A 24,723-nucleotide genomic window follows, 5' to 3' on the forward strand; every position below is an offset into this window, starting at 1 on the left:
GGTAAAGCTCCGGGAAGTATGTTGGGAATGCGTCAGGCAGTTGCCTGCGCAGCGGGGGAGGCGGGCGCCCATGAGGACACCGGCTGGACGGCAAAGCGCCGAATATGGAATGGCTCGATCGGCGTGCTGGTGGCGCCGGTGGCTATCAGTTCGGCCATCACGTCGCCGACCCCGGGGCCGAGCTGGAACCCGTGACCGCAGAAACCGAAGGCGTAGTACAGGCCGCTGACCCGGCCGCTGGGGCCCATGACCGGCAGCTCGTCGCGCATGTAGCCCTCGATGCCGCTCCAGGTGCGCAGCACCTGCAGCTTGCCAAGTGCGGGCGCCAGGCGCCGCAGCTCGCGCAGTTGAAGCAGGGTGTTCTCCGGCAGCACGTAGGCTCGCTTGATGTCCGGGTAGGCGGGGCCGCGCCGGCCGCCGCCGAACACGATATTCCCGCGCTTGACCTGGCGGAAATAGACCACCTCATGGGGCACCTTGGTCGACACGCCAACCACAGGGACGATTCCGTATGGCACCGGCTCGGTCACGCCCATCGTGGGCCCGTGCGGCGTCATCGGCACCGGCTCGCCAAAGGCGGCGGACAGCTTGTCTCCCCAGGCGCCGGCGCAGATGAGGGCGCACGGCGCGCGGAAGGTCCGGCCGTCGGCTGCCTGCACGCGAAAGTCCCCGCCGTCCTTGTCGACGGAAAGCACTTCGCAGTTCTCGATCACCTGCGCGCCCGCGCGCGCCGCGGCTCGACCGAAGGCCGGTGCCGCCAGCCGGGGATTCGCGTGGCCGTCGTTCGGCGAATAGGAGCCGCAGATGACGTCGGGGCCGAAGAAGGGAAAGCGGCGGCGGAAGTCGCTTCCACCCACAATTTCAAGGTCCAGTCCCCAACCGCGTGCGTCGCTGGCGTACTGCTCGACCACCGCTGCCTGCGCCTCGTCGTACACGCCACGCACATGGCCGGTGGCAAGGAACTCGGCGTCCTCGCCGATCAGCTCGTTCAGCTGGCCCCAGATGGCCCGCGAGCGGTGTGCCAGCGGCAGTTGCGGCAGGTATCGGCCCTGGCGCCGCACGTTGCCGAAGTTGACACCGCTGGCCTGCTGGCCGACCAGCCCGCGCTCCAGCAGGATCACCGAGCGGCCGCGCCTGCGCAAAAAGAATGCGCTGGCAGCGCCCATCAGGCCACCTCCGATGATGACGACGTCGGCCTTTCGATCATCAGACATTGACGCCTCCCGCGTTCTCGAGCGCCGCCATCGGCAAGGGCTTGACGGGCCCCTGTCCGCGCAGGCGGCCAACCGTCTCGATCGGGATGCAGGCGGCGTGCGCCACCACTTCGGCCGCCGCATGGCCGCAGAAGCGCCCCTGGCAGCGGCCCATGCCGACGCGGCTGAACGCCTTGGCGCGGTTCACTTCGCTGCCGCCCATCTCCTTGACCACTCGCCGCAGTTCTCCGGCCGTGATCGTTTCGCAGCGGCAGACCACCGCCGAATCAGGCAAAGCAGCAGCCTGCGCATGAGGCCAGGGAAACGCCTGGATCAGCCCACGCCGGAAACGGTCCATCTTCTCCAGCGTGCGCCGCAGCGCCGGCATGGGGTCCGGGGATGCCGGCCGACCGAGATCGGACAACACGGCGAGCGCTGCCAGGCGGCCGGCCGCTTCGGCGCCATCGGCGCCGAGAATCCGCGCTCCGTCGCCGGCGAGGTACACACCTGCGGTCGTGCTGCGTCCATCGCTGTCGATCTTCGGCAGCCATTGGCGCGACCCGCTGTCGAACTGGAATTCGCAGCGCGCCAGATCAGCCAGCTGGCTTTCCGCACGCAGGTGGTAGCCCAAGGCAACGGCGTCGCAGTCGATGTGCAGTTCGCTGCCATCACGCTTGCGCACCGTCACGCCTTGGACACCCAATGCGGCAGCACCCGTTATGCGCAGCGGCGTGACACCGCTGTGAATGGCGACACCGGCCTTCCGAAGCGCGCGGTTCAGCGCCACTCCCTTGAGCAGCAGGCCGGGCCGGGCGGCCAGAGCGGGCAGGGCTCGCAGCCGCTGCGAAAACGGCGACGTGTCGAGCACGGCAAGCACCGTGGCACCGGCCTGGACATACTGGGAGGCGACGAGGTACAGCAGCGGCCCGGTCCCCATGAAGACGACCCGCCGGCCAATGGCACACGCTTGCGATTTCAGCGCGATCTGGGATGCACCCAGGCTGTAGCATCCGGCGAGGTTCCAGCCCTCGACCGGCATCAGCCGGTCGGTGGCACCGCTGCAGACAACCAACGCATCGAACGGCAGCGTGGCCGTCTGGTTGCCGTCATGCAGCACGTGTAGCGTGTTCGCCGTCACGTTCCAGGCCAGCGTTTCGGCCCGGTAATCCACCTGGGGGCGAATGGCCTCGAAGCTGCGGTGCAGGTCTTCGGCCTTCTTTGCCTCGCTGCCGTATAGCTTGGCATAGGGACGCTTAAAGCCCTCGGGCTGGCGACGGTAGATCTGGCCCCCATCGCGCAGGCCTTCGTCGATGACGGTCGGCCTCAGGCCTGCCTCGACCAAGGCCTCGGCGCAGCGCACGCCGGCCGGGCCGGTGCCAACGACAATCACGCGCGGTTGGGCCATCTCGCCTCCAGTGGTTCGGTCGTGACGCGCAATCCTTCGCGTACCACCGTTGTGCAGGCGCGCAAGCGTTCGCCTTCTTCGGTCCAGACCCAGCAGTCCTGGCAGGCGCCCATCAGGCAGAAGCCAGAACGCACGCCATCGCCGAATTCGGAGTGCCGCAGGTGCGCAACGTTGCCGAGCAGGGCAACGAGCAGGGTGTCGCCTTCAAGGGCGGCGATCGGCTTGCCATCAGCTACAAGCTGTACCGAGGGACGCAAAGTTTCTGCCAGGCGGATGAATCGGCCGGCCGTCATTTCTTGATTCATGCAGTCGATTCTGGGCAGGACGGCCCGCTCGCGCCAATATCAAGTGTTTGGAAATACCAAACCTTTGGTTATGCTTGTGCGAATGAACGCTCGCCAGCTTGAAGTATTTCGCGCGGTCATGCGCAACCGCTCACTCACCGCCGCCGCCGAGGCGCTTCATGTTTCGCAACCGGCGGTCAGCAAGCTGCTGCGCCACTTCGAATCCCAGATCGGCTACACGCTGTTCGAGCGCCTCGGTGGCCGATTGGTGCCGACCGCGGAGGCCCAGCTGCTCTACCGCGACGCCGACCGGATCTTTCGTGAGATCGAGGTCCTCAAGGGCCTGTCGGACCGCATCCGCGACAAGCAGCTCGGGTTGCTTCGCGTCGGCGCGAGTGCGCCACCGACCTTTGCCTTGCTCCCTTACGCCACGGAGCGCTTCCGCCAGCGCAATCCTGGGCTACGTGTCGTGCTGCAGACCCTGCCTGCCGAGGCCATCGATGAACACATCTTGCTGGGCGATATTGATCTCGGCGTGACCATGCGCTGGTCTGCCGAGGCGCAGGTGCGATGCGAGTCTCTCGGAAAAGTGGGGATTGTCGCGCTGATGCGGCCGGACTCGCCGCTGGCGCGCCTCAAGGTGGTGAGGCCGGAGGATCTGGTCGGGCAGCCCCTGATCAGCTACGACGCGCATACGGCGCCGGGAAAGTTGCTTGAACAGGCATTCCGCGAGGCGGATGTGCTGCCACAGGTGCAGATCGAAGTCTCGCTGTCGATCGCCGCCTTGCCCCTTGTCCAGCAGGGTTTGGGGATTGCATTGGTAGACGGGCTGGTCCCGTGGCGCAACTTCGGCGATCTGGTGGTGCGCCCGTTCCACCCGGAAGTGGTGATGGAGATCGTCCTGTCACGCAGCGGTCTGCGGCCGCAGACCCGGTACGGGCGTGAATACGCGCGCGACCTGCGCGCCGCTGTCGTGGCGATGTCAAGCCGGACTTGATCTGACCCCGCAGGGCACAACCAGGGCGAGCCGGCCACCGCCTCGCTCAATCAAAGAAGTCGAGTGCCCGGTAATACGCACCAACGAAAGGCAAGAACCACGGCGGCCCGAAATGGCCCGGCACGCAACGCCAGCGCAGGTCACGCAGCGGGTTGGCGGCCGGATTGCCTGCAATGGTCTGCGCCATGGCATCGCCCATCAACGTCGCCAGCTGCGCGCCGCTTCCGCTGTAACCCATTGCGTAATGCAGTCCGCCGGCGCTGCCCGCACGGGGCAGGCGGTCGATCGTCATGTCGAGCACGCCGCCCCAGCAATAGTCGATGTCCACCCCATGCAATTGCGGAAACACCTTGTGCAGCGTGCGCTGCAGGATCGCGCCGCTTTTCGCGTCCGAGTCGGGGCTGGACAACGCAAAGCGGGCGCGGCCCCCGAACAGCAACCGGCGCTCCGGCGTCATGCGGAAGTAGTTGCCGACGTTCAAGGTCGTGGTTGCATTGCGATTGCCTGGCATCACCGAGGCCGCCAGTTCCGGCGAGAGTGGCTCGGTAGCGATGAGGAAGCTGCCCACGGGAATGATGCGGCGCCGGAAATAGCCGAACGGACCTCGCTGGCAGGTTCCCGCGGCGACGAGCACCTGGTCCGCCTCGACCCGGCCGTGTGGAGTTTGCAGGCGAAACCTCCCGCCCGAAGCACGTTCCAGGGCGGTCACCGGCGTGTGCACGTGGATGCGCGCTCCCTGTCTCGCCGCCGCATGGGCCAGGCCGACGCCGAAGCGTCCCATATGCATCTGCGCACTGCGTGGCCACACCAGCCCACCGTGGAATTGGTCGGACCCCACTTCGCTGCGGATCGATGCCGGCCCGACCAGGACCATGTCCGGATCGATATCGCCGTGCAATTGCCGGTGCGCGGCTTGCAGTTTCCCGAAGTGGTGAGGCCGTGCGGCGAGCTTGATCTTGCCGGTGCGCCGGAAGTCGCAGTCGATCTGCTCGCGGGTCACCAGCCGCTCGACGCAGTCCACACCTTGGCCGTAGAGCTGGTAGAGCGCACGCGCTTGCTGATGGCCAATTCGTCGCGACGCAGCGCCGAAGTCGAAAGGCATTCCGGTATTGCAGTGGCCACCGTTGCGGCCCGACGCCTCCGCCACCACTTGGCCTGCTTCGAGCACCACGACGCTGGCGCCATGCCGGGCGAGCGTGAGCGCGGCCGAGAGCCCTGTGAAGCCCGCCCCGATGACGGCGACGTCGGCACGCCGATCCAGCTCGCCGGGGCTGGCCGCCGCCTCGAACGGAGGGGCTGTTTCATGCCAGTAAGAGCTGTTCTTCATTCTGTCGTCAGCAGACGCCGCAGGAAGTCACGGGTGCGCGGGTTCTGCGGACGACCGAGCAGTTCCGCGGGCGGCCCCTGCTCGACCAGCACTCCGCCGTCGAGGAAGAGCACGCGATCCGCCACCTCCCGCGCGAAGCCCATCTCATGGGTGACGACGACCATCGTCATGCCTTCGTCGGCGAGCGCACGCATCACGCTGAGGACTTCTCCGACGAGTTCCGGATCGAGCGCCGAGGTCGGCTCATCGAACAGGATCGCGTCCGGGTTCATGCAGAGGGCGCGGGCTATGGCGACGCGCTGTTGCTGGCCGCCCGAGAGCTGCGCCGGATAGGCGTCGATCTTGGCGCCAAGGCCGACGCGTTCCAGGAGTTCGCGCGAGCGGGCGAGAACTTGCTCGCGCGGCTCCTTCTTCACGTGGATCGGGCCTTCAGCGACGTTCTCCAGCGCGGTGCGGTGCGGGAACAGGTTGAAGCGCTGAAACACCATGGCCACCCGGGTGCGGACATGGCGGATCCGGCGGGAAGCGCTCTCGACCCGCTCGCCATGGACGGTAATCTCGCCCCCCTGGTAGGTCTCCAGCCCGTTGATGCATCGCAGCAGCGTGGACTTGCCCGAGCCGGACGGGCCGATGATGCAGACCACCTCGCCCTTCTCGACCGAGAAGGAGACGTCGTGGATCACCTCCAGCGAACCGAACGACTTGCGGATGTTGCGCAGTTCGACGATGCTCATTGGGATCGCCTCATCCGCCGTTCGAGCCAGCCGTTGAACGCCGTGAGCGGCAAGCTCATGGCGAGGTACATCAACGCGACCATCGTGAACACCGTGGTGTTCTGGAAGGTGGAAGAGGCGAGAAGCTTGCCCTGCAGCGACAACTCGGCGACCGTGATCGTCGAGGCGAGGGAGGAGTCCTTCAGCAGCATGACCATCGTGCTGCCGTAGGGCGGCAGCGCAACGCGGGTCGCCTGCGGCAGGATCACGCGCCGCATCAGCAGGCCCCAGCCCATGCCGATGGACAGGGCCGCTTCCGTCTGGCCTCGATCGATCGCCTCAATGCCGGCGCGGAACATCTCGGCCATATACGGGGAGTAGGCGATGCCGAGACCGAGGATCGCCGCCTGCACTGCCGTGAGCGAGAGCCCGAAGTCCGGACCCACGAAATAGATGTAGAACAGCGTGACCATGCCGGGAATGCCGCGCACGACGACGATCACCGTGCGCGCCGTCCAGGCGAGCTGGGGGATGCCGCCCACCCGCATGAATGCCAGGACGAGGCCCAGGACGGTTGCAAGTGCGAAGGCGCCCAGCGTCACCAGCACGGTGAGGTAGACGCCATGCATCAGGATCGGCAGGAACCCCGATGCCTGGTTCAGGACTTGGGAAATGATGCTCTCCGGGGCCGGGCTCAGAGGCCCCACTTCTTCAGGATCGCGTCGAGCCGGCCGTCCTTCTGCATAGTCTCCAGGCTCTTGTCGATCTTGGCCAGGAGTTCCTTGTTGCCCTGCTTCACCGCGATGTTGATCGGCCCGATCATCCCCGGCTTGTAGGATTTGACGAGCCGCACCTGCGGGAAGTTACCCTGGGCAAGGTTGTAGGCGAGGATCGGGTAGTCGCCCACGCCGGCTTCCAGGCGGCCATTCGAGACGTCGCGCAGGATGTCGGCCAGCGAATCGTAGGCGTTGACCTGGGCGGCTCCGCTCTGCGCCTTGAGGAATTCGAGATAGCGCGTGCCGATCTGGCCGCCGACTTTCTTTCCCTTGAGGTCCGCGACGGCGGCATAGCCCACACCGTCCGCCGCCGGCACGACGAGTCCTTCGCCATAGGAGTAGACGTTCTTGCTGAAGTCCACGACCTTGGCGCGCTCGGGCGAGCCGGTCATCGCGGCCGAGATGATGTCGATCTTGCCCGAGGTCAGCGCCGCGATCAGCGTCGAAAACGGCATCGGTTGAATTTCGACCTTGAAGCCGCCGTCCTTGCCGATCTCCTCGATGACGTCGACCATCATGCCCTGAATGGTGTTGGTCTTCGCGTCGAGGAAGGTGAAGGGCACGCCGGTCGGGGTGGAGCCGACCTTCAGGACGGTCTGTGCCTGTGCGGTTGCAGCCACGGCGAGCATGCCAATCGTAATGAGAGCCCTCTTGATCCACATGGTAGTCATCCTCTTTTTGTGATGGCAGACGCCCGTCGCCTGCCGATTGGCATACACGTTGGTACGCGTCATGCCGGGGTCAAGTGTCCCAACACCGGGGACACCAAATCCACGGAAAGATGAGGAGGGGAAAGCACAAAGTTGCGCAATTCCGAGCTCGACGGCATCTTGTGCTTGGTCCGCGGCCCTACTCGATGCGCACGGCCTCGGCGCGGCAAACCTAGAAATCAGCCACCTTGCCCCAAGACGACTCGTCGAAACGAGCGGGGTTGAACGGCGCCGGATCGAAGATCGGTTGAGCCCCTGACACCAGGTCGGCGATCAGGTGGCCTGCGCCGGGGCCGATGCCGAAACCGTGTCCCGAGAAGCCTGCCGCCAGGATGAACCCGGGCACCTGCGGAATTTCTCCGATACCCGGCACGCCGTCGGGCGTGCTGTCGATGTAGCCCGCCCAGGTGTTCGCGATGCGGGCTTCGCGCAGCGCAGGCAACAAGTCGACGGCACGGCGGTGAGTTTCGCGCACGCCCGCGGGGTCGGGCTTCGGGTCGAGGATGCGCGCTCGCTCCATGGGTGTCGGAGCGTCCAGCTTCCATCGCGCGCGGGTTTCGTGGCCCCAGCGGATGCCTTCCAGGCCGCCGGGAAACACGTTGCGCCAGCGCTTGGCGAACATCGGAACGAACTGCGGCGCGAAACGCAGCAACTGCGCCGTGGGGTCGACGCGCCCCCGCCCGCTAATGGCCAGGATGTAATGGCCGTCGGGGCGCCGGGTGACGGCGACGTTGGGGCCCGCCAGGGCGTCCGGCAGGCGCTGCTCCACCGGCGCCAGACGCACGATGGATTGGCGCACCGTGGCGAGCGGAAACCGCACGCCGAGCTGGTTGCAGAACGACGACGCCCACGCACCGCCCGCCATCACCGCCGTGCGGGTCTTGATGGTTCCCGCTTCGGTGACGACGCCGCTGACGCGGCCGCCCTCGAGCTCGATGCCTCGCGCGGCGCAGTTCTGGTGGACGGTGCCGCCGAGTTTCATGAGCGCGGCTGCCACGGCCGGCGCCGCCTTGGCAGGATCGGCCGTACCGTCGCTGGGTGAGAAGACGCCGCCTTTCCAAGCGCGGCCGGTGGCCAGTCCTCGCTCCGAGGCTTCGCGGCCACTCAGCATGTGCGTGGTCACGCCAGTCGTCTTCGCGAATTCGCGCCACTTTGCCCAGTCGGCAATCTGGGCTTCGTCATCGCTGAGGTAGAGCAGGCCGTGGCGATTGAAGCCCGTGTCCTCGCCACTTTCCGCCGAAAATTGTTCCCAGAGCTCGAGGCTCCTGGTGGCCATGGGCAGTTCGCGCGCGTCGCGATTCTGCTGGCGGCACCAGCCCCAGTTCCGGCTCGACTGCTCCGCGCCGACGCGGCCCTTTTCGACCAGGGCGACCGACATGCCGCGCTGGGCCAGGTAGTAGGCGGTAAAGACACCGATGATCCCGCCGCCAATCACGACGACGTCGGCGCTGGCCGGCGGGTTGGGTGAAGTCTCGAGGAGGCGCAGGGGCTGGGACATGGATGGATTTTGATCGTTGTCTAGTGTCCGCGCTCTTTGTACCAAGGCCCCGGTCATGCTGTCTCCTCCTGTCCGAACCCCAGGATCGCTTTCGTCTCGAGGTATTCCTGAAAACCTTCCAGCCCGTATTCGCGTCCGTTGCCCGAACGCTTGTAGCCGCCGAAGGGCGCGTGCGGACTCCAGGCGGGGTTGTTGATGTGTACCTGCCCGGAACGGATGCGCGCCGCAACCGCGCGTGCTGCGGCGAGGTCCTGGCCCTGGACGTGTGCGCCCAGGCCGTACACGGTGTCGTTGGCGATCTCCACGGCTTCATGGACGCTGTCGTAGGCGATGATCGAAAGCACCGGCCCGAAGATCTCCTCCTGCGCGATGCGCATCTGCGGATCCACGCCCGAGAAGATGGTGGGGCGCACATAGAAGCCGCGCTCCAGGCCCTGCGGCCGGCCGGGACCGCCGCAGACGAGCCGCGCGCCATCGGCGATGCCGGCTTCGATCATTTCCTGCACGCGGTTGAACTGCGCGCGGTTGGCCATGGGGCCGTGAGTGGTCTGCGGCGAGCGCGGGTCGCCCACGACAAATTTGGACGCGGCCTCGCACGCGAGCCGCTCGACCTCTTGCAGGCGTTCGCGCGGCACAAGCATGCGGGTCGGTGCGCTGCAGGACTGGCCCACGTTGCGAAAGCCCGCCGCCACGCCGGCCGCAACGGCCCGTGCGAAGTCCGCATCCGGCAGGATGACGTTGGGCGATTTGCCGCCGAGTTCCTGCGCCACGCGCTTTACGGTGGGTGCGGCCGCCTGCGCCACCAGGACGCCGGCCCGGGTCGAGCCGGTGATCGAGATCATGTCCACATCGGGGTGCGCGGCCATGGCAGCGCCCACCTCCGGCCCGTCGCCATTGACGAGGTTGAACACGCCCGCGGGGACGCCGGCATCGTGCATCACCTGCGCGAAGAGCAGGGCGCTCAGGGGCGACAGCTCGCTGGGCTTCAGGACGACGGTGCATCCCGCCGCCAGCGCGGGGCCGACCTTGGCGGTGATCTGGTACAGCGGCCAGTTCCAGGGCGTGATCAGCGCGCAGACGCCGATGGCTTCGCGCACGATGGCGGTGTCTCCGCGATGGGTGAGGAAGGGATAACTGGCCACAATGTCCCGGGCCACGCGGATGTGCTCCGCCGCGACCGGCACCTGGGTTGCGCGCGCAAATCCGATGGCGGCGCCCATCTCGAGCGAGATCGCCTGGGCAAACATCTCGGCCCGCTCGAGGATCAGGCTGTGCACGCGGCCCAGGAGCGCCGCCCTGCTTTGAGGAGAGCTCACGGACCAGCTCGTGAAGGCGCGCCGGGCCGCATCCACCGCCGCAGCGACGTCTTGCGCGCATCCCAACGCGATCTGCGCGACAGGCTCTTCGGTCGACGGGTCGATAACGCTGGCACGGCCCAGCCCTGCGGGCAAGACCCACTCGCCATCGACGAAGATGCGGTCCAGATGCCCCGCGCTGGTGAGCTGCTGAATGACGGAAGTGTTCATGCGACCGCGCGCCGGACTTCCGGCTGATCCAGCACTTCATCCAGCGTGCGATTCAACCGCTCGAACATCTGCTCGAATTCCGCTGCCGTGTAGCACAGTGCCGGCGCGAACCCCAGGATGCAGTCACCGAAAGCGCGGAAGATCAATCCATTGCGATAACCGGCCTGTGCGATCCGCTCGGGCAGTTGCAGTGCCGGATCGAAACTCGCCTTGGTGTATTTGTCGCTCACCAGCTCCAGTGCGCCCAGCAGGCCGCGCGAACGCGCATCGCCCACCAGCGGATGCCGCAGCATCGCCTGCAGCCCGGCTTCGAAGTGGCGCGCCACTTTCCGGCCGTTGGCGAGGATGCCGCCTTCTTCATAAAGGCGGATCACCTCCAGCGCCACGGCGGCGCCGACCGGGTGGGCCGAGTAGGTGGCGCCATGCCCCACCAGGGCGCCGGCGGGCGTGCCGTCGGCGATGCCGGCGTACACGCGCTCGGAGATCAGCAGCGCGCCCATGGGCACGTAGCCGGACGTGAGGCCCTTGGCCACGGTCATCAGGTCGGGCGACACGCCTTCTGCTTCGCACGCGAACATCGGGCCGGTGCGGCCGAAGCCGGTGATCACCTCGTCGGCAACGAACAGGATGTCGAGTTCACGGCAGGCTTCGCGCATGGCCTTGAGCCATCCCGCGGGCGGCACGATCACGCCGCCCGAGCCCTGGATGGGTTCGCAGAAGAATGCGGCCACGTTCTCCGCACCCAGTGCGTGGACCTTGGCGCGCAGCGACGCGACCGAGGCGTCGATGACGGCTTGCGGGTCGTTGCCCACGGCGCTGCGGTATGGGTAGGGCGAGGGAATGTAGTGCTGCTCCGGCCGCGGCAGGTCGAAGCCGCGGTGGAAGGCGGGCAGCGCCGTGAGGCCCGCGCCCGTCGATGACGAGCCGTGGTAGCCCCGCTGGAGAGCGATGAATTGCTTTTTCTTCGGCCGGCCCGTGCTGTTGTAGTACTGCACGATCAGGCGCACTGCGGCGTCCACCGCCTCGGAGCCGCCGAGCGTCAGGTACACATGGTTCAGCCCGGCCGGCGCGATCTCCACCAGCTTGGCGGCCAGGCGGATCGCGGGCTCGCTGGCGTAACTGAAGTAGCCGGTGGCATAGGGCAGCTCGCGCATCTGGCGCGCCGCGGCTTCCACCACGCTGTCGTGGCCATAGCCGATGTTCACGCACCACAGGCCCGCGAAGGCGTCGAGCAGCTCGTGGCCCTCGGCGTCGCGCAGCCAGGCGCCTTTGCCGCTTTGCAGCACGGTCGCACCGCGCTGCTCGTGGCCGCGCCAGTTGGCGACGGGGTGCACCAGGTGGGCCCGGTCGAGCGCCACCAGCGATTCGTTCAGGGAGAGTTGGGCGGTAGGGATCATGCGATCAATCGTAGGTGCGGGTGCGCAGCGTGTGCTGCCGGTTCGCGGGTGGGATGCGACGGACGCTGCTGTTATTCGCGTGTGGAAAGGAGAATGTGCTTCGGGTCGGGCTTGTCATGGCATGACAGCAACTAGTAACCACGAAAACGGTCGATCAAACCTTGCAGCGGCTCCCCGCGCCGATGCCGGCGCAGGTTTTCAAGCAGGATGGGCGCGGCCGTGTCGGGCTGGGTCATGCTGGCCACGTGGGGCGTGACGAACACGCGCGGATGCGCCCACAAGGGATGGTCGGCCGGCAGCGGCTCAGGATCCGTCACGTCGAGGATGGCGCGCGACAGGCGGCCCGAATCCAGGGCCTCCAGCAGGTCGGCATCCACCAGATGCGGCCCGCGGCCCACGTTGATCAGGGCCGCGCCACGCGGCAGCATGCCAAGCAGGTCACGGTTCAGGATGCCCTGCGTGGCCGTAGTGAGCGGCAGCAGGCAGACGAGAACGTCGCAGCCGGCAAGAAAGGGCTGCAGCTGCTCGGCGCCCGCGAAGCTTTCCACGCCGTCTATGGGACGCAACGAGCGGTTCCAGCCGCGCAGCTGGAAGCCGTAGGTGGCCAGCCGCTCCAGCACGGCGCAACCGAGCACGCCCATGCCCATCACACCGATGGTGCGCGCCGATGCGGGCGGCACCTCCAGCGGGTTCCAGCTGCGCGCGGCCTTGGCTTCCACGTAGTCGAAGAAGTCGCGGTGCAAGGCCAGCACGGCCAGGCTCACGTACTCGACCATGCCGTTGATGATGCCGGGCTCCACCATGCGCACGATGGGGACGTGCGGCGGCACCGCGGCGAAGTCCAGGTGATCGATGCCGGCACCTGAGGAGAACAGCACCTTCAGCCGGGGCAGTGCGGCGAGGAACTCGCGCGGGGGCTGCCAGGCGATCAGGTATTCGACGTCTTCGAGGTTGCCGGCGTCCGGCCAGACGCGGAAGTCGAGGTCGGGTGCGTTCTCGGCGAAGTAGCGTGCCCAGGCGGCGCCCCGAGCCGCATCCGATCGGTAGAGGATGCTCATCGCCTACCAGCCCCCCACCCAGCCGTCGAACAGGCCCTCGGGCAGGGTCTGGTCATTCGAGCCGCGGAGGAAGTCGAAGTCGCAGCCGCGATGCGCCTGCTCGACGTGCTGGTCGTACAGCCTGCGGTAGCCACGCGCGTGCAGGCGCGCTGGCGCCTGCCAGGCTTTGCGCCGGCGCTCCAGCTCCTCGTCATCCACGCACAGTTGCAGCCGGCGTTCGGCGACGTCGAGTTCGATCCAGTCGCCGTCGCGAACGAGGGCCAGCGGGCCGCCGACGGCTGCCTCGGGCGACACGTGCAGCACCGCGGCGCCGTAGGCCGTGCCGCTCATGCGTGCGTCCGAGATGCGCAACATGTCGCGCACGCCGCTCTCCATCAGTTTGCGCGGCAGGGGCAGCATGCCCCATTCCGGCATCGCCGCGCCCACGGGGCCGGCGTTGCGCAGGATGAGCACGCTGTTCTCGTCGATGCCCAGCGCGGGGTCGTCGATGCGGTCGGCGACGGCCTGAACGTCCTCGAACACCACCGCCCGGCCGCGGTGGCGGAACAGCTTCGGGTCGGCGGCGCAGGCCTTCATCACCGCGCCCTCGGGCGCGAGGTTGCCCTTGACAACGACCAGGCTTTCGCCGGCCTTCACAGGCTTGTCCAGCGGGCGGATGACTTCCGTATCCAGCACCTCGGCGGTCTCGATGATCTCGCCGATGGTGCGCCCGTCGACCGTGCGCGCGTCCAGATGCAACAAGGGCATGAGCGTCTTCAGGAGCGCGGGCACGCCGCCAGCCGTCATCAGCCGCTCAGTCAGATGTTCCCCCGCTGGCTGGACATTGGCGATGAGCGGCACGCGGCGGGCGATCTCGTCGAAACGCTCCAGCGTCAACGGCACGCCCACTCGCCCGGCGAGCGCCAGCAGGTGGATGATGGCGTTGGTCGAGCCGCCCACCGCGCACAGCAGTGTGATGGCGTTGTCGAAAGCCCGCGAGTCCAGGATCTCCGCCGGCCAGGGGCCGCCCTCACCGGCCAGCCGCACGCTGCGGCGGCCCGCCTCGCGGGCGAAGTGGTCGCGCTTGCGGTCCACCGCGGGCACCATACTGCTGCCGGGCAGCGCCACGCCCAGCGCCTCGCAAATGGCCGACATCGAAGACGCGGTGCCCATCTCGGCGCAGTGGCCCACCGTGCCCATCACGTTGCGTTCGAAAGTGGCGAAGTCGCATTGCGACTGGCCGGCGCGCAGCTGGTCGACCAGGCGCCAGACGCCGGTGGCATTGGCCAGTTGGCCGCCGGTGGCCGAGCGCGGCGTCGCCGGACCGCTGGCCATGAAGACGAAGGGAATGCGGGCGCTCGCCGCGCCCATCAGCAGCGCGGGCTGTGTCTTGTCGCAGCCGCCGAGCAGCGCCACCGCATCGAACGGATAGCCGCGCAGCGTCTCCTCCACCTCCATCGCGAGCAGGTTGCGAAACGGAAAGGATGTCGGCTTGATGATGTTCTCGCTGATCGACATCAGCGGGACTTCGAAGGGGATGCCGCCCGCTTCCAGGATGCCGGTGCGCACCTCCTGCGCCAGTGCGCGCAGGTTGAGGTTGCAGGGATTGATGTCGGACCAGGTGTTGAGGATGCCGATGACAGGGCGCGTCATCAGGTCCTCGCGGCTCCAGCCCGCCGCGGCCAGCGTGGAACGGTGCACGAAGCCGGGCAAGTCGTCCTTGCGGAACCAGCGTGCGCTGCGCAGCGGCCGTTGGAATGGGGTGTCGTTGTCGCTCATGAAGGGCCCGGGAGTTCCTTGTGGACGGGCGATCTTGAGCGCCGTGCCCGCGTGGCGCTAGGACGAATTTGGCGTTGCGCCCGAACAGCACAAACAAGCCGCGTGCCGGGCCACTTCCGGTTTTTGCTGTGCCCGCCCTGGACATAACCGCAGCATCTGCGGCGGCCGCGGCATAGCATTCCTTCATCACGACAACCCCTTCCACAGGAGCCGTTTTCCATGACCTTCCGCCCGAAGTACATCACGTTCGACTGCTACGGCACGCTGACCTATTTCCCCATGCACCAGTTGGCCTACGACATCTACGAAGGCCAGTTGCCGCCGGAGAAGATGCGCCTCTTCGCGAAGGACTTCGCCGACTACCGCTTCGACGAGGTGATGGGCGACTGGAAGCCCTATCTGCAGATCATCCAGTCGGCGCTTCAGCGCACCTGCAAGCGCCACGGCCTCACCTACCGCGACGAGGACGCGAAGCGGGTCTACGACGCCGTGCCAACCTGGGGCCCGCACGCCGACGTGCCGCATGCGCTCACCCGCATCGCCAAGAAAATCCCGCTGGTGATCCTGTCCAACGCCATGAACGAGCAGATCCATCACAACGTGGCCAAGCTGCAGGCGCCGTTTCACAAGATCTACACCGCGGAGGATGCCGGCACCTACAAGCCGCGCCTGCAGGGGTTCGAGTACATGCTCGACCAGCTCGGCTGTGCACCCGAGGACGTCCTGCACGTGTCCGCCAACCCGCGCTATGACATCTTCCCGGCCCAGAACCTGGGTATCGTGAACAAGGTGTTCGTGAACCGCGGCCATGAGCCCCGCCCCGACGAAGCGTGGAGCTTTGCGGAGATTCGTGACATCAACGGGTTGCCCGCGCTGGTGGGGCTTTAACGGCTCGCCGCACACCATGCCGCCAGCCGTCCGCAAAACCGCAGTTTCAGCCAACCGCTCCAGCGCGATCGAGACACATTACTAACCGCCCGGTGCTCCAATGCGTCAAGAGCCTCTAAGCCAGCAAACCCGCCAGCCAACTATTCCTACAGGAGACAAGCATGGGACATGACAAACAGCTCAGCGGCCTGATCGGCCCCGACGAGAGCACGCGAATCCTCGGCGCCTTGCAGCGCGGCGCGAGCCGGCGCGATGTGCTGGCGATGTTGACGGCCGGCGGCATGCAGGCGGTTCTGGCCGGCAGCATCGCCGGGATCGCTACGAGCGCGCAAGCGCAAGCGCAAACGCAAACGCCGCGCAAGGGCGGCCGCATCAAGGTCGCCGGCGCGGCCTCCGGGGCGAGCGACACCTTGGATCCGGCCAAGCAGGCCAACCACACGGACTACATCCGCGGCTTCATGTTCTACAACGGGCTCACCTCGCTCGACGGCAACCTGAGGCCCCAGCCCTCGCTGGCCGAGGAGTTCACCACCAAGGACGCCAAGACCTGGGTCTTCAAGCTGCGCCGCGGCGTCACTTTCCACGACGGCAAGCCGCTCACGCCGCAGGACGTGGTCTTCTCCCTCATGCGCCACAAGAACCCGGCCACCGCGTCGCGCGCCAAGGTGCTGGCCGACCAGATCGAGGACGTGACCGCCAGCGGCCCGAACGAAGTCACCATCCGCCTCGTGTCGCCCAATGCGGACCTCCCGGTGATCCTGGGTACCTACCACTTCCACATCGTCAAGGACGGCACCACCGACTTCAGCGCCGGCATCGGCACCGGGCCCTACAAGGTCAAGGAGTTCAAGCCCGGGGTGCGCTCCATCGCCGTGCGCAACGAGAACTACTGGAAGCCGGGCCGTCCCTACCTGGACGAGATCGAGTACGTGGGCATCAGCGACGAGCCGGCGCGCGTGAACGCGCTGCTCACGGGCGAGCTGGACCTGATCGTGCAGGTCAACCCGCGCTCCATCGACCGCGTCAATGCCAGCGGCAAGCACGCGATCTTCGAGACCAAGGGCGTGTCGTACACCAACCTCATCATGAAGCGCGACGGCGGCCCCGGCAGCAACCCGGACTTCGTGCAGGGCATGAAGCTGCTGTTCAACCGCGAGCAGATGCTCAAATCCATCCAGCTGGGCCGGGGCATGGTGGCCAACGACCAGCCCATCGGGCCGGCCAATCCCTTCCACTTCAAGGGCCTGAAGCAGCGCCCCTACGATCCCGACAAGGCCAAGTGGCACCTGCAAAAGGCCAACCTGGGCAGCGCCGCCATCCCGATGGTGGCCTCCGCGGCGGCCACCAGCTCGGTGGAAATGGCGCTGGTGCTGCAGCACGCGGCGCGCCAGTCCGGCCTGAACCTGGAGGTGCGCAACATGCCGGCCGACGGCTACTGGTCGCAGCACTGGGCGAAGCACCCCATCAGCTTCGGCAACGTCAACACGCGTCCCACCGCCGACCTGGCGCTGACGCTGTTCTTCAAATCCGATGCGCCCTGGAACGAAGCGGGCTGGAAGAACGAGAAGTTCGACCAGTTGCTGGTAGCCGCACGCGGCGAAACCGACCAAGCCAAGCGCGCGCAGATGTACGCCGACATGCAGGTGATGATCCACAACGAAGGCGGCATCGGCATTCCGATGTTCCTCTCCAGCCTGGATGGCCACAACAAGAAGCTCAAGGGCCTCAGCCCCATCCCGCTGGGCGGCCTCATGGGCTCGAGCTTCGCTGAACACGTCTGGTTGGAAGCATGAACCTGACCATCCTGAAAATGGTGGCCGGCCGCATCCTGACCGGTCTGGGCTCGCTGCTGGCGGTGTCGGCGGTGGTGTTTGCCATCACCGCCGTGCTGCCCGGCGACGCGGCGGAAGAGAGGCTGGGCCAGGACGCCACGCCCGAGGCCGTGAAGGCCCTGCGTCACGAGATGGGCCTGGACCGAAGCCCGGTGCTGCGCTATTTCGACTGGCTGGGCGGCATCGCCACCGGTGACCCGGGCAAGTCGGTGGTCACGGGCGTGCCGGTCGGCGAGGCGGTCGCCAGCCGTCTGCCCAACTCGCTGCTGCTGGCCGCCGTCACGGCCGCCTTCGCCGTGCCGCTGGCCCTCGGGCTGGGCATCCTGTGTGCCCTGTGGCGCGGGTCGGCGTTCGACCGCTTCACCAGCATGACCGCGGTGGCGGTGGTTTCCGTGCCGGAGTTCCTGGTGGCCACGCTGGCCGTGCTGGTATTCGCCGTCCAGCTGAAATGGCTGCCGGCGCTCTCGTACGAGGTGAACCTGTCCTCGCCCGGCCAGATGCTGCATTCGTTCGCGCTGCCTGTGCTCAGCCTGGGCAGCGTGATCATGGCCCAGATGATGCGCATGACGCGCGCCGCGGTGATCGACCAGCTGGCCGCAGCCTACATCGAGATGGTGCGGCTGAAGGGTGCCACCGCCGCCCGCACAGTGCTGTTCCACGCGCTGCCCAATGCGATCGGGCCGATCGCCAACGCGGTGGCCCTCAGCCTGTCGTACCTGCTGGGCGGCGTGATCATCATCGAGGTGATCTTCAACTACCCGGGCATCGCCAAGCTCATGGTCGACGGCGTGGTCCAGCGCGACATGCCGCTGGTGCAGGCCTGCGCCATGATCTTCTGCGCGGCCTATCTGATCCTGGTGATGCTGGCCGACGTGTGCGGCATCGTCGCCAACCCCCGGCTGAGGCACCAATGAGCATCGCGACACTTGTCCCCCCCACCGCGGTGACCCGCAAGCGCGGCCTGCTCGCGGGCTGGTCGCGCGCCGGTAAACTGGGCCTGGCCGTGCTGGGCTTCTGGCTCATCGTGGCTCTCGCCGCGCTCTTCCTGGGCGACCAGGCCCTGGGCGAGATGTCCGACGCCGGCGTGTTCCAGGCCATGAGCGCGCAGCACTGGCTGGGCACCGACTACCTGGGTCGTGACATGCTCGTGCGAATCGTCGCGGGCACGCCCTATACCATCGGCGTAGCGCTGGTGGCTACGCTGCTCGCTTGCGGTGCGGGGGCGCTGCTCGGCCTGCTGGCCGCGGTCACGGGGGGCTGGGTGGATGCCACCCTCAGCCGCTTGCTGGACACGCTGGTTTCCATTCCCAGCAAGATGTTCGCGCTGGTGGTGATTGCCGGCTTCGGCTCGTCGGTGCCGCTGCTGATCGCCGTCGCCGCCATCGTCTATACGCCGGGCTGCTACCGGATCATCCGCTCGCTCGCCGTCAACATCAACGCGATGGACTATGTGACCGTGGCGCGGGCGCGCGGCGAAGGCCGCGCCTACATCATGCGCCGCGAAGTCTTGCCCAATATCACGGGGCCGCTGCTGGCCGACATGGGCCTGCGCTTCGTCTACGCGCTGCGCCTGCTGGCCAGCCTGAGCTTCCTCGGCCTGGGCGTGCAGCCGCCGATGGCGGACTGGGGCTCGCTGGTGCGCGAGAACCTGGGCGCCTTGCCTGTGGGCGGCGTTTCAGTGCTGGCGCCCGCGCTGGCCATCGCGACCCTGACCATTGCCGTGAACCTGGTGATCGACAACCTGCCGGGCCACACCGACGCCGACCGGGAGACACACTGATGGGTGCCACAGTTCTCGTGAACGATCTGCGCGTCGTGGTGCAGGCCGCCGGCGGCGGCGAAACCGCCATCGTCAAGGACGTTTCCTTCCGCATCGAGCCCGGCGAAGTGCTGGCGCTGATCGGTGAGTCCGGCTCCGGCAAGACCACCATCGGGCTGGCCCTGATGGGTTACGCGCGACACGGCTGCCGCATCGCCGGCGGCAGCGTGCGCATCGGCGAGACCGACGTGCTGGGCCTGTCGGACGCCGAGCGGCGCGCGCTGCGCGGGCGGCGCGTTTCGTACGTGGCGCAGAGCGCCGCGGCTTCATTCAACCCGTCGCGCACTATCATGGACCAGGTGGTCGAGACGGCGCGCATCCACAACCTGATGCCGCGCGAGCAGGCCGAGAAGAAGGCGGTGACGCTGTTCCGCGAGTTGGCGCTGCCGTACCCCGACACGATCGGCCAGCGGTATCCGCACCAGGTTTCGGGCGGCCAGTTGCAGCGCCTGATGGCGGCGATGGCGCTGATGAGCGACCCCGACCTGGTGATCTTCGACGAGCCCACGACGGCGCTGGACGTCACCACGCAGATCGAGGTGCTGCATGCATTCCGGCGCGTGGTGCGCGAGCGCAAGACGACCGGCGTGTATGTGACGCACGACCTGGCGGTGGTGGCGCAGATGGCCGACCGCATCCTGGTGCTGCGCGACGGCGCGCAGCGCGAGATCGGGTCCACGCCGCAAATCATCAGCCAGCCGCAAGACGACTACACGCGCATGCTGATCGCGGCCGCCGATCCGAAGCCGCGCTCCACCGAGGCGCCGGCCGTGGGCGCCCAGCCGCTGCTGGAGATCCGCAACCTCCTGGCGGGCTACGGCGCAATCGACAAGCATGGCCGGCCGGCTTCGCCGGTGCTGGACGACGTGAGCCTGCGCCTGCACCGTGGCCAGGCCGTGGGCGTGATCGGCGAGTCTGGCTCCGGCAAGACGACGCTCGCGCGCGTGGTGGCGGGCCTGGTGGCGCCGGCCGGCGGCCAGATCCTGTTCGACGGCAAACCGCTGCCGCGCCTGGTCGAAGGGCGATCGCGCGACGAGTTGCGTCGCATCCAGATCGTCTTCCAGATGGCGGACACGGCGCTGAACCCGTGCCACACCGTCGGCGAGATCCTGGCACGGCCCCTGCAACTGTACCTGGGCCTCAAGGGCGAGGCGCTGGACAGGCGCGTCGCCAAATTGCTCGACCTGGTGCAATTGCCGCAGGCCTGCGCCAAGCGGCTGCCGGGCGGCCTGTCGGGAGGCCAGAAGCAGCGCGTGAACCTCGCGCGCGCGCTGGCTGCCGAACCCGACCTGATCCTTTGCGACGAGGTGACATCGGCGCTGGACACGGTCGTGGGTGCCGCCATCCTGGACCTGCTGGCCCAACTGCGCAAGGAACTGGGCGTGTCGTACATGTTCATCAGCCACGACCTGAACACAGTGCGCGCGGTGTGCGACGACATCGTGGTGTTGTACGCGGGCCAGAAGGTCGAGGCCATGGGCCGCGCCGCCTTCAGCCACGCACCGCGCCATCCTTACTTCCACCTGCTGGCCACCTCAGTGCCCGAGCTGCGCCCCGGCTGGCTGGACCAAGTGGGCGCCGCCCAGCGCGCCGCGCTGCCCCTGGTGCAGGCGCCGGCCGACCGCACAAGGCTGTGCAGCTTCCTGGACCGTTGCCCGCTCCGCGTGGCCGGGGTGTGCGACAGCAAGATCCCGCCGCGGCGCGAGCTCGAAGGCGGCGTCGAGGTGTTCTGCCATCGCACCGCCGGCGAGCTGCTTTCGTTGCAAAAGACACCCAAGCCCGCGCACGAGTGCGTGGCCTGAACCGGACAGAAAGAACCCATGCACATCGAGCCTGAAGTTTTTTACCGCTTCGATCCGTCAGCGGCCGCCGTGCCCGTGGTCGTGGACGTGTCGCGAAGCGGGCGCTTCTATCCCATCGACTTCCGCTCCCCCGTGCCGTTCTCGGCGCTGCACGACAACGTTTCCATGTACGTGGACGAGATCTGGAAACACGCGCCGCAATATGGCGCCACCATGCTGCAAGCGCTGTTTCCCAACACCTACATCGACGCCAACCGACATGAGCTCGACATCGACCCGAGCCTCATCGAGGGCGAGTGGCCGGTGCCGGTTCAGTTCGTCTCCAAGAGCGGGCTGGGGTTGCTAAAGACCGTGTCCCGCTACGGCGAGCCGCTGCAGGAGCGCAAGCTGACGGTCGCCGAGGTGCAGCACCGGCTGGACCGTTACTTCCACCCGTACCACCGCGAGCTGGCCTCGGTGATGGATCGCATGCTCACGGCACACGGTTTCTACTACCAGCTCAGCTGCCATTGCATGTCGGCCGTGGGCGCGCCCACGCACGCGGATGCCGGCAAGGAGCGCATGGACTTCTGCCTGGGCAACCTGCGCGGCGCGTCCAGCACATCCGAGTTCATCGAGTTCGTAGCCGAGGTGATCCGCGCTCAGGGCTTCACCTGCTCGGTCAATACACCGTACACCGGCGGCGAGCTGAATCGTCGCTACGGCAACGCCGACGGTACCCGCGAGAGCGTGATGGTCGAGATCAACAAGAGGCGCTTCATGGACGTGGCTTCGTTCAAGAAGAACGAGGGCTTCGATGCGGTCCAGAACGTGGCGCGTGCAGTGCTGCAGGCCGTGACGCAGCGCGCGCGCGAGCGCATCGGCGCCATCGAGAACCGTTTCATCTGAACTGAACCGACATGGAAACACTGAACTTCATCGCGGGCCGCTGGCAAGCAGCCCAGGACGGCCGCCAATTCGAGGTGCGCAATCCCGCCGACGACAGGCTTATCACCCAGGTGGCCGACGGCGGCGCGGCCGACGCGCGGCTGGCCGCCGACGCGGCGGCGCAGGCCTTGCCCGCCTGGAAGGCACGCTCGCCGCGCGAGCGCTGCCTGATCCTCAAGAAATGGCAGGCGCTGATCGAGCGCGACGTCGACCCACTGGCGCAGCTGATCTCGCGCGAGCAGGGCAAACCGCTGGCCGAGGCGCGGGGCGAAATCGCCTACAGCGCGGGCTATGTGGAGTGGTTCGCCGAAGAGGGTGTGCGCGCCCACGGCGAGATCATCGCCGCGCCCGTGGCCAGCAAGCGGTACCTGGTGCTGCGGGAGGCTGTCGGGGTGGTGGCGGTGGTCACGCCCTGGAACTTCCCGGCCGCGATGATCGCGCGCAAGATCGCGCCCGCACTGGCCGCGGGTTGCACGGTGGTGGCCAAGCCGGCCGAGGACACACCGCTCACCTCGTTGGCCCTCGTGAAGCTGGCCGAGGAAGCCGGGGTGCCCCCAGGCGTGCTGAACATCGTGCCTGCCTCGCGCGAGCGCACCCCGGAAGTGGTGGGAGAGTGGCTGCGTGACGGCCGCGTGCGCAAGGTCAGTTTCACCGGCAGCACGGCAGTGGGCAAGCTGTTGGCGCGCGAGTCGGCCGGCACGCTCAAGAAGCTGTCGCTCGAACTCGGCGGCAATGCACCCTTCATCGTTTTCGAGGATGCGGACCTGGATGCCTCGGTCGAGGGCCTGATGGCCGCCAAGTTCCGCAACGGCGGACAGACCTGCGTGAGTCCCAACCGCGTGTTCGTGCACGAGGCAGTACACGAACGCTTCGTCGACAAGCTGGCGGCCCGGGTGGGCGCGCTGCGGGTCGGCCCAGCCGGCTGGCCGGACGCGGAGATCGGTCCGATGATCAATGGGCGCGCGGTCGACAAGATCGAACGGCACGTGAACGACGCCGTTGCCAAAGGCGCCAAGGCGGTGGTCGGCGGCCACCGCGTGCACACGGAAATCGCCAAAGGCCCCAACTACTACGCACCCACCGTCCTTACCGGCGCCACGCCCGAGATGGCCTTGTCGTGCGAGGAGACCTTCGGCCCGGTGGTGCCCGTGTTCCGCTTCGCCAGCGAAGAAGAGGTGATTGCACAGGCCAACGACACGCCTTTCGGCCTGGCCGGCTACTTCTTTTCCAACGACGTCAAGCGCATCTGGCGCGTGGCCTCGGCGCTGGAGACGGGCATGGTGGGCATCAACGAGGGCGCGATCGCTGCCCAGGCGGCGCCCTTCGGCGGCGTCAAGGAGTCGGGCTACGGCCGCGAGGGCTCGCACTGGGGCCTGGACGAGTACCTGCACACCAAGTACCTGTGCCAAGGGAATCTGGCATGAAAGTGCTGGTGCTCGGTGCCGGCGTGATCGGCACCACCACGGCCTACTACCTGGCGCGCGCCGGCCATGAGGTCACGGTCGTCGATCGCCAGGGCGGACCGGCGCGCGAGACCAGCTACGCCAACGCGGGCCAGGTCTCGCCCGGCTACGCGGCCCCCTGGGCCGCACCGGGCGTCCCGCTGAAGGCGATGCGCTGGATGTTCCAGAAGCACGCGCCCCTGGCGATCGGCCTGGACGGCTCCATGGCGCAGCTGCGCTGGATGTGGCAGATGCTGCGCAACTGCAGCCCGGACCGCTATGCGGTCAACAAGGAGCGCATGGTGCGGCTGGCCGAGTACAGCCGCGACTGCCTGGCGCAGCTGCGGGCGGACACTGGTTTGCTCTACGAAGGCCGGGAAAGCGGCACGCTGCAGGTGTTCCGTACGCGGGCGCAACTCGACGGCGTTGCCAAGGATATGGCGGTGCTGGAGTCGGCGGGCGTTCCTTTCGAGCTGCTTGATGCCGCTGCGCTGCGGCGCGCCGAGCCTGCCATCGCGGCCGAGCGCCTGGTCGGAGGCTTGCGGCTGCCGAATGACGAAACCGGGGATTGCCATTTGTTCACTACCCGTATGGGTCAACTTGCGCAGGCCTTGGGCGTGCGCTTCCAGTTCCATGCCACGGTGGATGGCATCGAGATGTCGGGTGGCCGGGTGGTCGGCGTTGCTCAGGGGCGCCAATTGCTCAAGGCCGATGCCTACGTGATGGCCATGGGCTCGTACTCCACCGCCCAGCTCGCGGGAATGCTGGACATCCCGGTTTATCCGGTCAAGGGATACTCCATCACTGTGCCGATCGCCGACGCGGCCAAGGCGCCGGTTTCCACCGTGCTGGACGAAACCTACAAGGTCGCCATCACGCGATTCGACCGCCGGATTCGCGTGGGCGGCATGGCGGAGCTGCGTGGCTTCGACATGCACCTGAACCCGCGCCGGCGCGAAACACTGGAGCTGTGCTTGGGCGATCTCTTCCCGGGCGGTGGCTATCCCGGCAAGGGCACCTTCTGGACCGGGCTGCGGCCCATGACGCCCGACGGCACGCCGCTGGTGGGCCGCACGCCCGTAACCAATCTGTACCTCAATACGGGCCACGGCACGCTCGGTTGGACCATGGCCTGCGGGTCGGCTCGGGTACTGTCGGACCTCATGAGCGGCCGCGCGCCGGAGATTCGCGCCGACGATCTTTCCGTGCTGCGCTATCCCCGGCCGCAACCCGCCTGGACAACCCCGTGGACCCAGCCTGGACTGAGCACATGAACTCCCCCGGCGCAGGCCGCTTCGCACCCCGTTCCTGGTGTTGAACCGGCTGAGCCGCGTGGCGGCTGCAGCATTTGACGTGCTCCGGCAACAGGGT

General features: G+C 67.4%; 21 protein-coding genes. 9 read left to right on the forward strand and 12 right to left on the reverse strand.

The features are described 5' to 3' along the window. Nucleotides 1-32: 32 nt before the first annotated feature. From HNE04_RS18985 to HNE04_RS18995, 3 genes are read right to left on the reverse strand one after another with little or no spacing between them, the layout of a single operon-like run. Nucleotides 33-1,214 (reverse strand): NAD(P)/FAD-dependent oxidoreductase, encoded by a 1,182-nt coding sequence (locus HNE04_RS18985; RefSeq protein WP_172222623.1) that lies wholly within the window; start codon nucleotides 1,212-1,214, stop codon nucleotides 33-35. Beyond that, entirely contained in the window at nucleotides 1,207-2,598 is a 1,392-nt protein-coding gene (locus tag HNE04_RS18990) for an FAD/NAD(P)-dependent oxidoreductase (RefSeq protein WP_172222624.1), read from the reverse strand. Before HNE04_RS18990 ends, HNE04_RS18985 begins: the two co-directional genes overlap by 8 nt. Further along, the gene (locus tag HNE04_RS18995; RefSeq protein ID WP_207717626.1) at nucleotides 2,580-2,903 is read right to left on the reverse strand and encodes a (2Fe-2S)-binding protein; all 324 of its coding nucleotides are present in this window, start codon (nucleotides 2,901-2,903) and stop codon (nucleotides 2,580-2,582) included. Before HNE04_RS18995 ends, HNE04_RS18990 begins: the two co-directional genes overlap by 19 nt. Nucleotides 2,904-2,985: 82 nt before the next feature. Here HNE04_RS18995 and HNE04_RS19000 point away from each other — a divergent pair, with 82 nt between their 5' ends. After that, nucleotides 2,986-3,879, forward strand: a complete 894-nt coding sequence (locus HNE04_RS19000; RefSeq protein WP_172222627.1) for a LysR family transcriptional regulator — start codon at nucleotides 2,986-2,988, stop codon at nucleotides 3,877-3,879. Between the two features lie 46 nt (nucleotides 3,880-3,925). On the opposite strand, the gene HNE04_RS19005 is transcribed toward HNE04_RS19000, so the two are convergent. The 9 genes from HNE04_RS19005 to HNE04_RS19045 form a co-directional block, all read right to left on the reverse strand. Further along, nucleotides 3,926-5,206, reverse strand: coding sequence for an NAD(P)/FAD-dependent oxidoreductase (locus HNE04_RS19005; protein WP_172222629.1), 1,281 nt, complete (start codon nucleotides 5,204-5,206; stop codon nucleotides 3,926-3,928). After that, nucleotides 5,203-5,934 (reverse strand): amino acid ABC transporter ATP-binding protein, encoded by a 732-nt coding sequence (locus HNE04_RS19010; protein WP_172222740.1) that lies wholly within the window; start codon nucleotides 5,932-5,934, stop codon nucleotides 5,203-5,205. The genes HNE04_RS19005 and HNE04_RS19010 overlap by 4 nt, the downstream gene beginning before the upstream one ends. A 2-nt stretch (nucleotides 5,935-5,936) precedes the next feature. Next, complete coding sequence (locus HNE04_RS19015; protein WP_407926611.1) at nucleotides 5,937-6,593, reverse strand: amino acid ABC transporter permease; 657 nt, start codon at nucleotides 6,591-6,593, stop codon at nucleotides 5,937-5,939. A 20-nt stretch (nucleotides 6,594-6,613) separates the two neighbouring features. Beyond that, on the reverse strand, nucleotides 6,614-7,366 hold the full coding sequence (locus HNE04_RS19020) for an ABC transporter substrate-binding protein (protein WP_207717628.1): 753 nt from the start codon (nucleotides 7,364-7,366) through the stop codon (nucleotides 6,614-6,616). A gap of 211 nt (nucleotides 7,367-7,577) precedes the next feature. Beyond that, nucleotides 7,578-8,903 carry an NAD(P)/FAD-dependent oxidoreductase gene (locus HNE04_RS19025; RefSeq protein ID WP_172222632.1) on the reverse strand — a complete coding sequence of 442 codons (1,326 nt, stop codon included), beginning with the start codon at nucleotides 8,901-8,903 and terminating at the stop codon, nucleotides 7,578-7,580. A 53-nt stretch (nucleotides 8,904-8,956) separates the two neighbouring features. Further along, a complete protein-coding gene (locus tag HNE04_RS19030) occupies nucleotides 8,957-10,429 on the reverse strand; it encodes an aldehyde dehydrogenase family protein (RefSeq protein ID WP_172222634.1) in 1,473 nt (490 codons plus the stop codon). Further along, nucleotides 10,426-11,826, reverse strand: a complete 1,401-nt coding sequence (locus tag HNE04_RS19035) for an aspartate aminotransferase family protein (RefSeq protein WP_172222637.1) — start codon at nucleotides 11,824-11,826, stop codon at nucleotides 10,426-10,428. Before HNE04_RS19035 ends, HNE04_RS19030 begins: the two co-directional genes overlap by 4 nt. A gap of 131 nt (nucleotides 11,827-11,957) precedes the next feature. Next, the gene (locus HNE04_RS19040; RefSeq protein ID WP_172222644.1) at nucleotides 11,958-12,884 is read right to left on the reverse strand and encodes a 2-hydroxyacid dehydrogenase; all 927 of its coding nucleotides are present in this window, start codon (nucleotides 12,882-12,884) and stop codon (nucleotides 11,958-11,960) included. 3 nt (nucleotides 12,885-12,887) lie between these two features. Beyond that, on the reverse strand, nucleotides 12,888-14,642 hold the full coding sequence (locus HNE04_RS19045) for a dihydroxy-acid dehydratase (protein WP_172222645.1): 1,755 nt from the start codon (nucleotides 14,640-14,642) through the stop codon (nucleotides 12,888-12,890). A gap of 219 nt (nucleotides 14,643-14,861) precedes the next feature. Between HNE04_RS19045 and HNE04_RS19050 the strand changes: the two genes are divergently transcribed. The 8 genes from HNE04_RS19050 (at nucleotide 14,862) to HNE04_RS19085 (ending at nucleotide 24,626) form a co-directional block, all read left to right on the forward strand. Continuing rightward, nucleotides 14,862-15,530, forward strand: coding sequence for a haloacid dehalogenase type II (locus HNE04_RS19050; protein WP_172222647.1), 669 nt, complete (start codon nucleotides 14,862-14,864; stop codon nucleotides 15,528-15,530). Between the two features lie 161 nt (nucleotides 15,531-15,691). Next, nucleotides 15,692-17,323: an ABC transporter substrate-binding protein gene (locus HNE04_RS19055; RefSeq protein ID WP_172222649.1), complete on the forward strand. Its 1,632-nt coding sequence runs from the start codon at nucleotides 15,692-15,694 to the stop codon at nucleotides 17,321-17,323. After that, entirely contained in the window at nucleotides 17,320-18,276 is a 957-nt protein-coding gene (locus tag HNE04_RS19060) for an ABC transporter permease (RefSeq protein ID WP_172222651.1), read from the forward strand. Before HNE04_RS19055 ends, HNE04_RS19060 begins: the two co-directional genes overlap by 4 nt. Beyond that, the gene (locus HNE04_RS19065; RefSeq protein WP_172222652.1) at nucleotides 18,273-19,142 is read left to right on the forward strand and encodes an ABC transporter permease; all 870 of its coding nucleotides are present in this window, start codon (nucleotides 18,273-18,275) and stop codon (nucleotides 19,140-19,142) included. The genes HNE04_RS19060 and HNE04_RS19065 overlap by 4 nt, the downstream gene beginning before the upstream one ends. Further along, a complete protein-coding gene (locus HNE04_RS19070; protein ID WP_172222654.1) occupies nucleotides 19,142-20,983 on the forward strand; it encodes an ABC transporter ATP-binding protein in 1,842 nt (613 codons plus the stop codon). The genes HNE04_RS19065 and HNE04_RS19070 overlap by 1 nt, the downstream gene beginning before the upstream one ends. Nucleotides 20,984-21,001: 18 nt before the next feature. After that, the gene (locus HNE04_RS19075; RefSeq protein WP_172222656.1) at nucleotides 21,002-21,871 is read left to right on the forward strand and encodes an N-formylglutamate amidohydrolase; all 870 of its coding nucleotides are present in this window, start codon (nucleotides 21,002-21,004) and stop codon (nucleotides 21,869-21,871) included. Nucleotides 21,872-21,882: 11 nt separating this feature from the next. Then, nucleotides 21,883-23,334, forward strand: a complete 1,452-nt coding sequence (locus HNE04_RS19080; protein WP_172222657.1) for an NAD-dependent succinate-semialdehyde dehydrogenase — start codon at nucleotides 21,883-21,885, stop codon at nucleotides 23,332-23,334. Continuing rightward, complete coding sequence (locus HNE04_RS19085; protein WP_172222659.1) at nucleotides 23,331-24,626, forward strand: D-amino acid dehydrogenase; 1,296 nt, start codon at nucleotides 23,331-23,333, stop codon at nucleotides 24,624-24,626. The genes HNE04_RS19080 and HNE04_RS19085 overlap by 4 nt, the downstream gene beginning before the upstream one ends. Nucleotides 24,627-24,723 lie beyond the last annotated feature (97 nt).

Source organism: Caenimonas soli, assembly GCF_013155545.1.
GTDB lineage: Bacteria > Pseudomonadota > Gammaproteobacteria > Burkholderiales > Burkholderiaceae_C > Ramlibacter > Ramlibacter soli.

Coding starts and splice junctions, on each gene's coding strand:
- HNE04_RS18990 (WP_172222624.1), bottom strand. CDS start 2,598: ATGGCCCAACCGCGCGTGATTGTCGTTGGCACCGGCCCGGCCGGCGTG.
- HNE04_RS18995 (WP_207717626.1), bottom strand. CDS start 2,903: ATGAATCAAGAAATGACGGCCGGCCGATTCATCCGCCTGGCAGAAACT.
- HNE04_RS19060 (WP_172222651.1), top strand. CDS start 17,320: ATGAACCTGACCATCCTGAAAATGGTGGCCGGCCGCATCCTGACCGGT.
- HNE04_RS19030 (WP_172222634.1), bottom strand. CDS start 10,429: ATGAACACTTCCGTCATTCAGCAGCTCACCAGCGCGGGGCATCTGGAC.
- HNE04_RS19065 (WP_172222652.1), top strand. CDS start 18,273: ATGAGCATCGCGACACTTGTCCCCCCCACCGCGGTGACCCGCAAGCGC.
- HNE04_RS19055 (WP_172222649.1), top strand. CDS start 15,692: ATGGGACATGACAAACAGCTCAGCGGCCTGATCGGCCCCGACGAGAGC.
- HNE04_RS19080 (WP_172222657.1), top strand. CDS start 21,883: ATGGAAACACTGAACTTCATCGCGGGCCGCTGGCAAGCAGCCCAGGAC.
- HNE04_RS19025 (WP_172222632.1), bottom strand. CDS start 8,903: ATGTCCCAGCCCCTGCGCCTCCTCGAGACTTCACCCAACCCGCCGGCC.
- HNE04_RS19005 (WP_172222629.1), bottom strand. CDS start 5,206: ATGAAGAACAGCTCTTACTGGCATGAAACAGCCCCTCCGTTCGAGGCG.
- HNE04_RS19000 (WP_172222627.1), top strand. CDS start 2,986: ATGAACGCTCGCCAGCTTGAAGTATTTCGCGCGGTCATGCGCAACCGC.
- HNE04_RS19040 (WP_172222644.1), bottom strand. CDS start 12,884: ATGAGCATCCTCTACCGATCGGATGCGGCTCGGGGCGCCGCCTGGGCA.
- HNE04_RS19070 (WP_172222654.1), top strand. CDS start 19,142: ATGGGTGCCACAGTTCTCGTGAACGATCTGCGCGTCGTGGTGCAGGCC.
- HNE04_RS19050 (WP_172222647.1), top strand. CDS start 14,862: ATGACCTTCCGCCCGAAGTACATCACGTTCGACTGCTACGGCACGCTG.
- HNE04_RS18985 (WP_172222623.1), bottom strand. CDS start 1,214: ATGTCTGATGATCGAAAGGCCGACGTCGTCATCATCGGAGGTGGCCTG.
- HNE04_RS19035 (WP_172222637.1), bottom strand. CDS start 11,826: ATGATCCCTACCGCCCAACTCTCCCTGAACGAATCGCTGGTGGCGCTC.
- HNE04_RS19075 (WP_172222656.1), top strand. CDS start 21,002: ATGCACATCGAGCCTGAAGTTTTTTACCGCTTCGATCCGTCAGCGGCC.
- HNE04_RS19085 (WP_172222659.1), top strand. CDS start 23,331: ATGAAAGTGCTGGTGCTCGGTGCCGGCGTGATCGGCACCACCACGGCC.
- HNE04_RS19045 (WP_172222645.1), bottom strand. CDS start 14,642: ATGAGCGACAACGACACCCCATTCCAACGGCCGCTGCGCAGCGCACGC.
- HNE04_RS19020 (WP_207717628.1), bottom strand. CDS start 7,366: ATGACTACCATGTGGATCAAGAGGGCTCTCATTACGATTGGCATGCTC.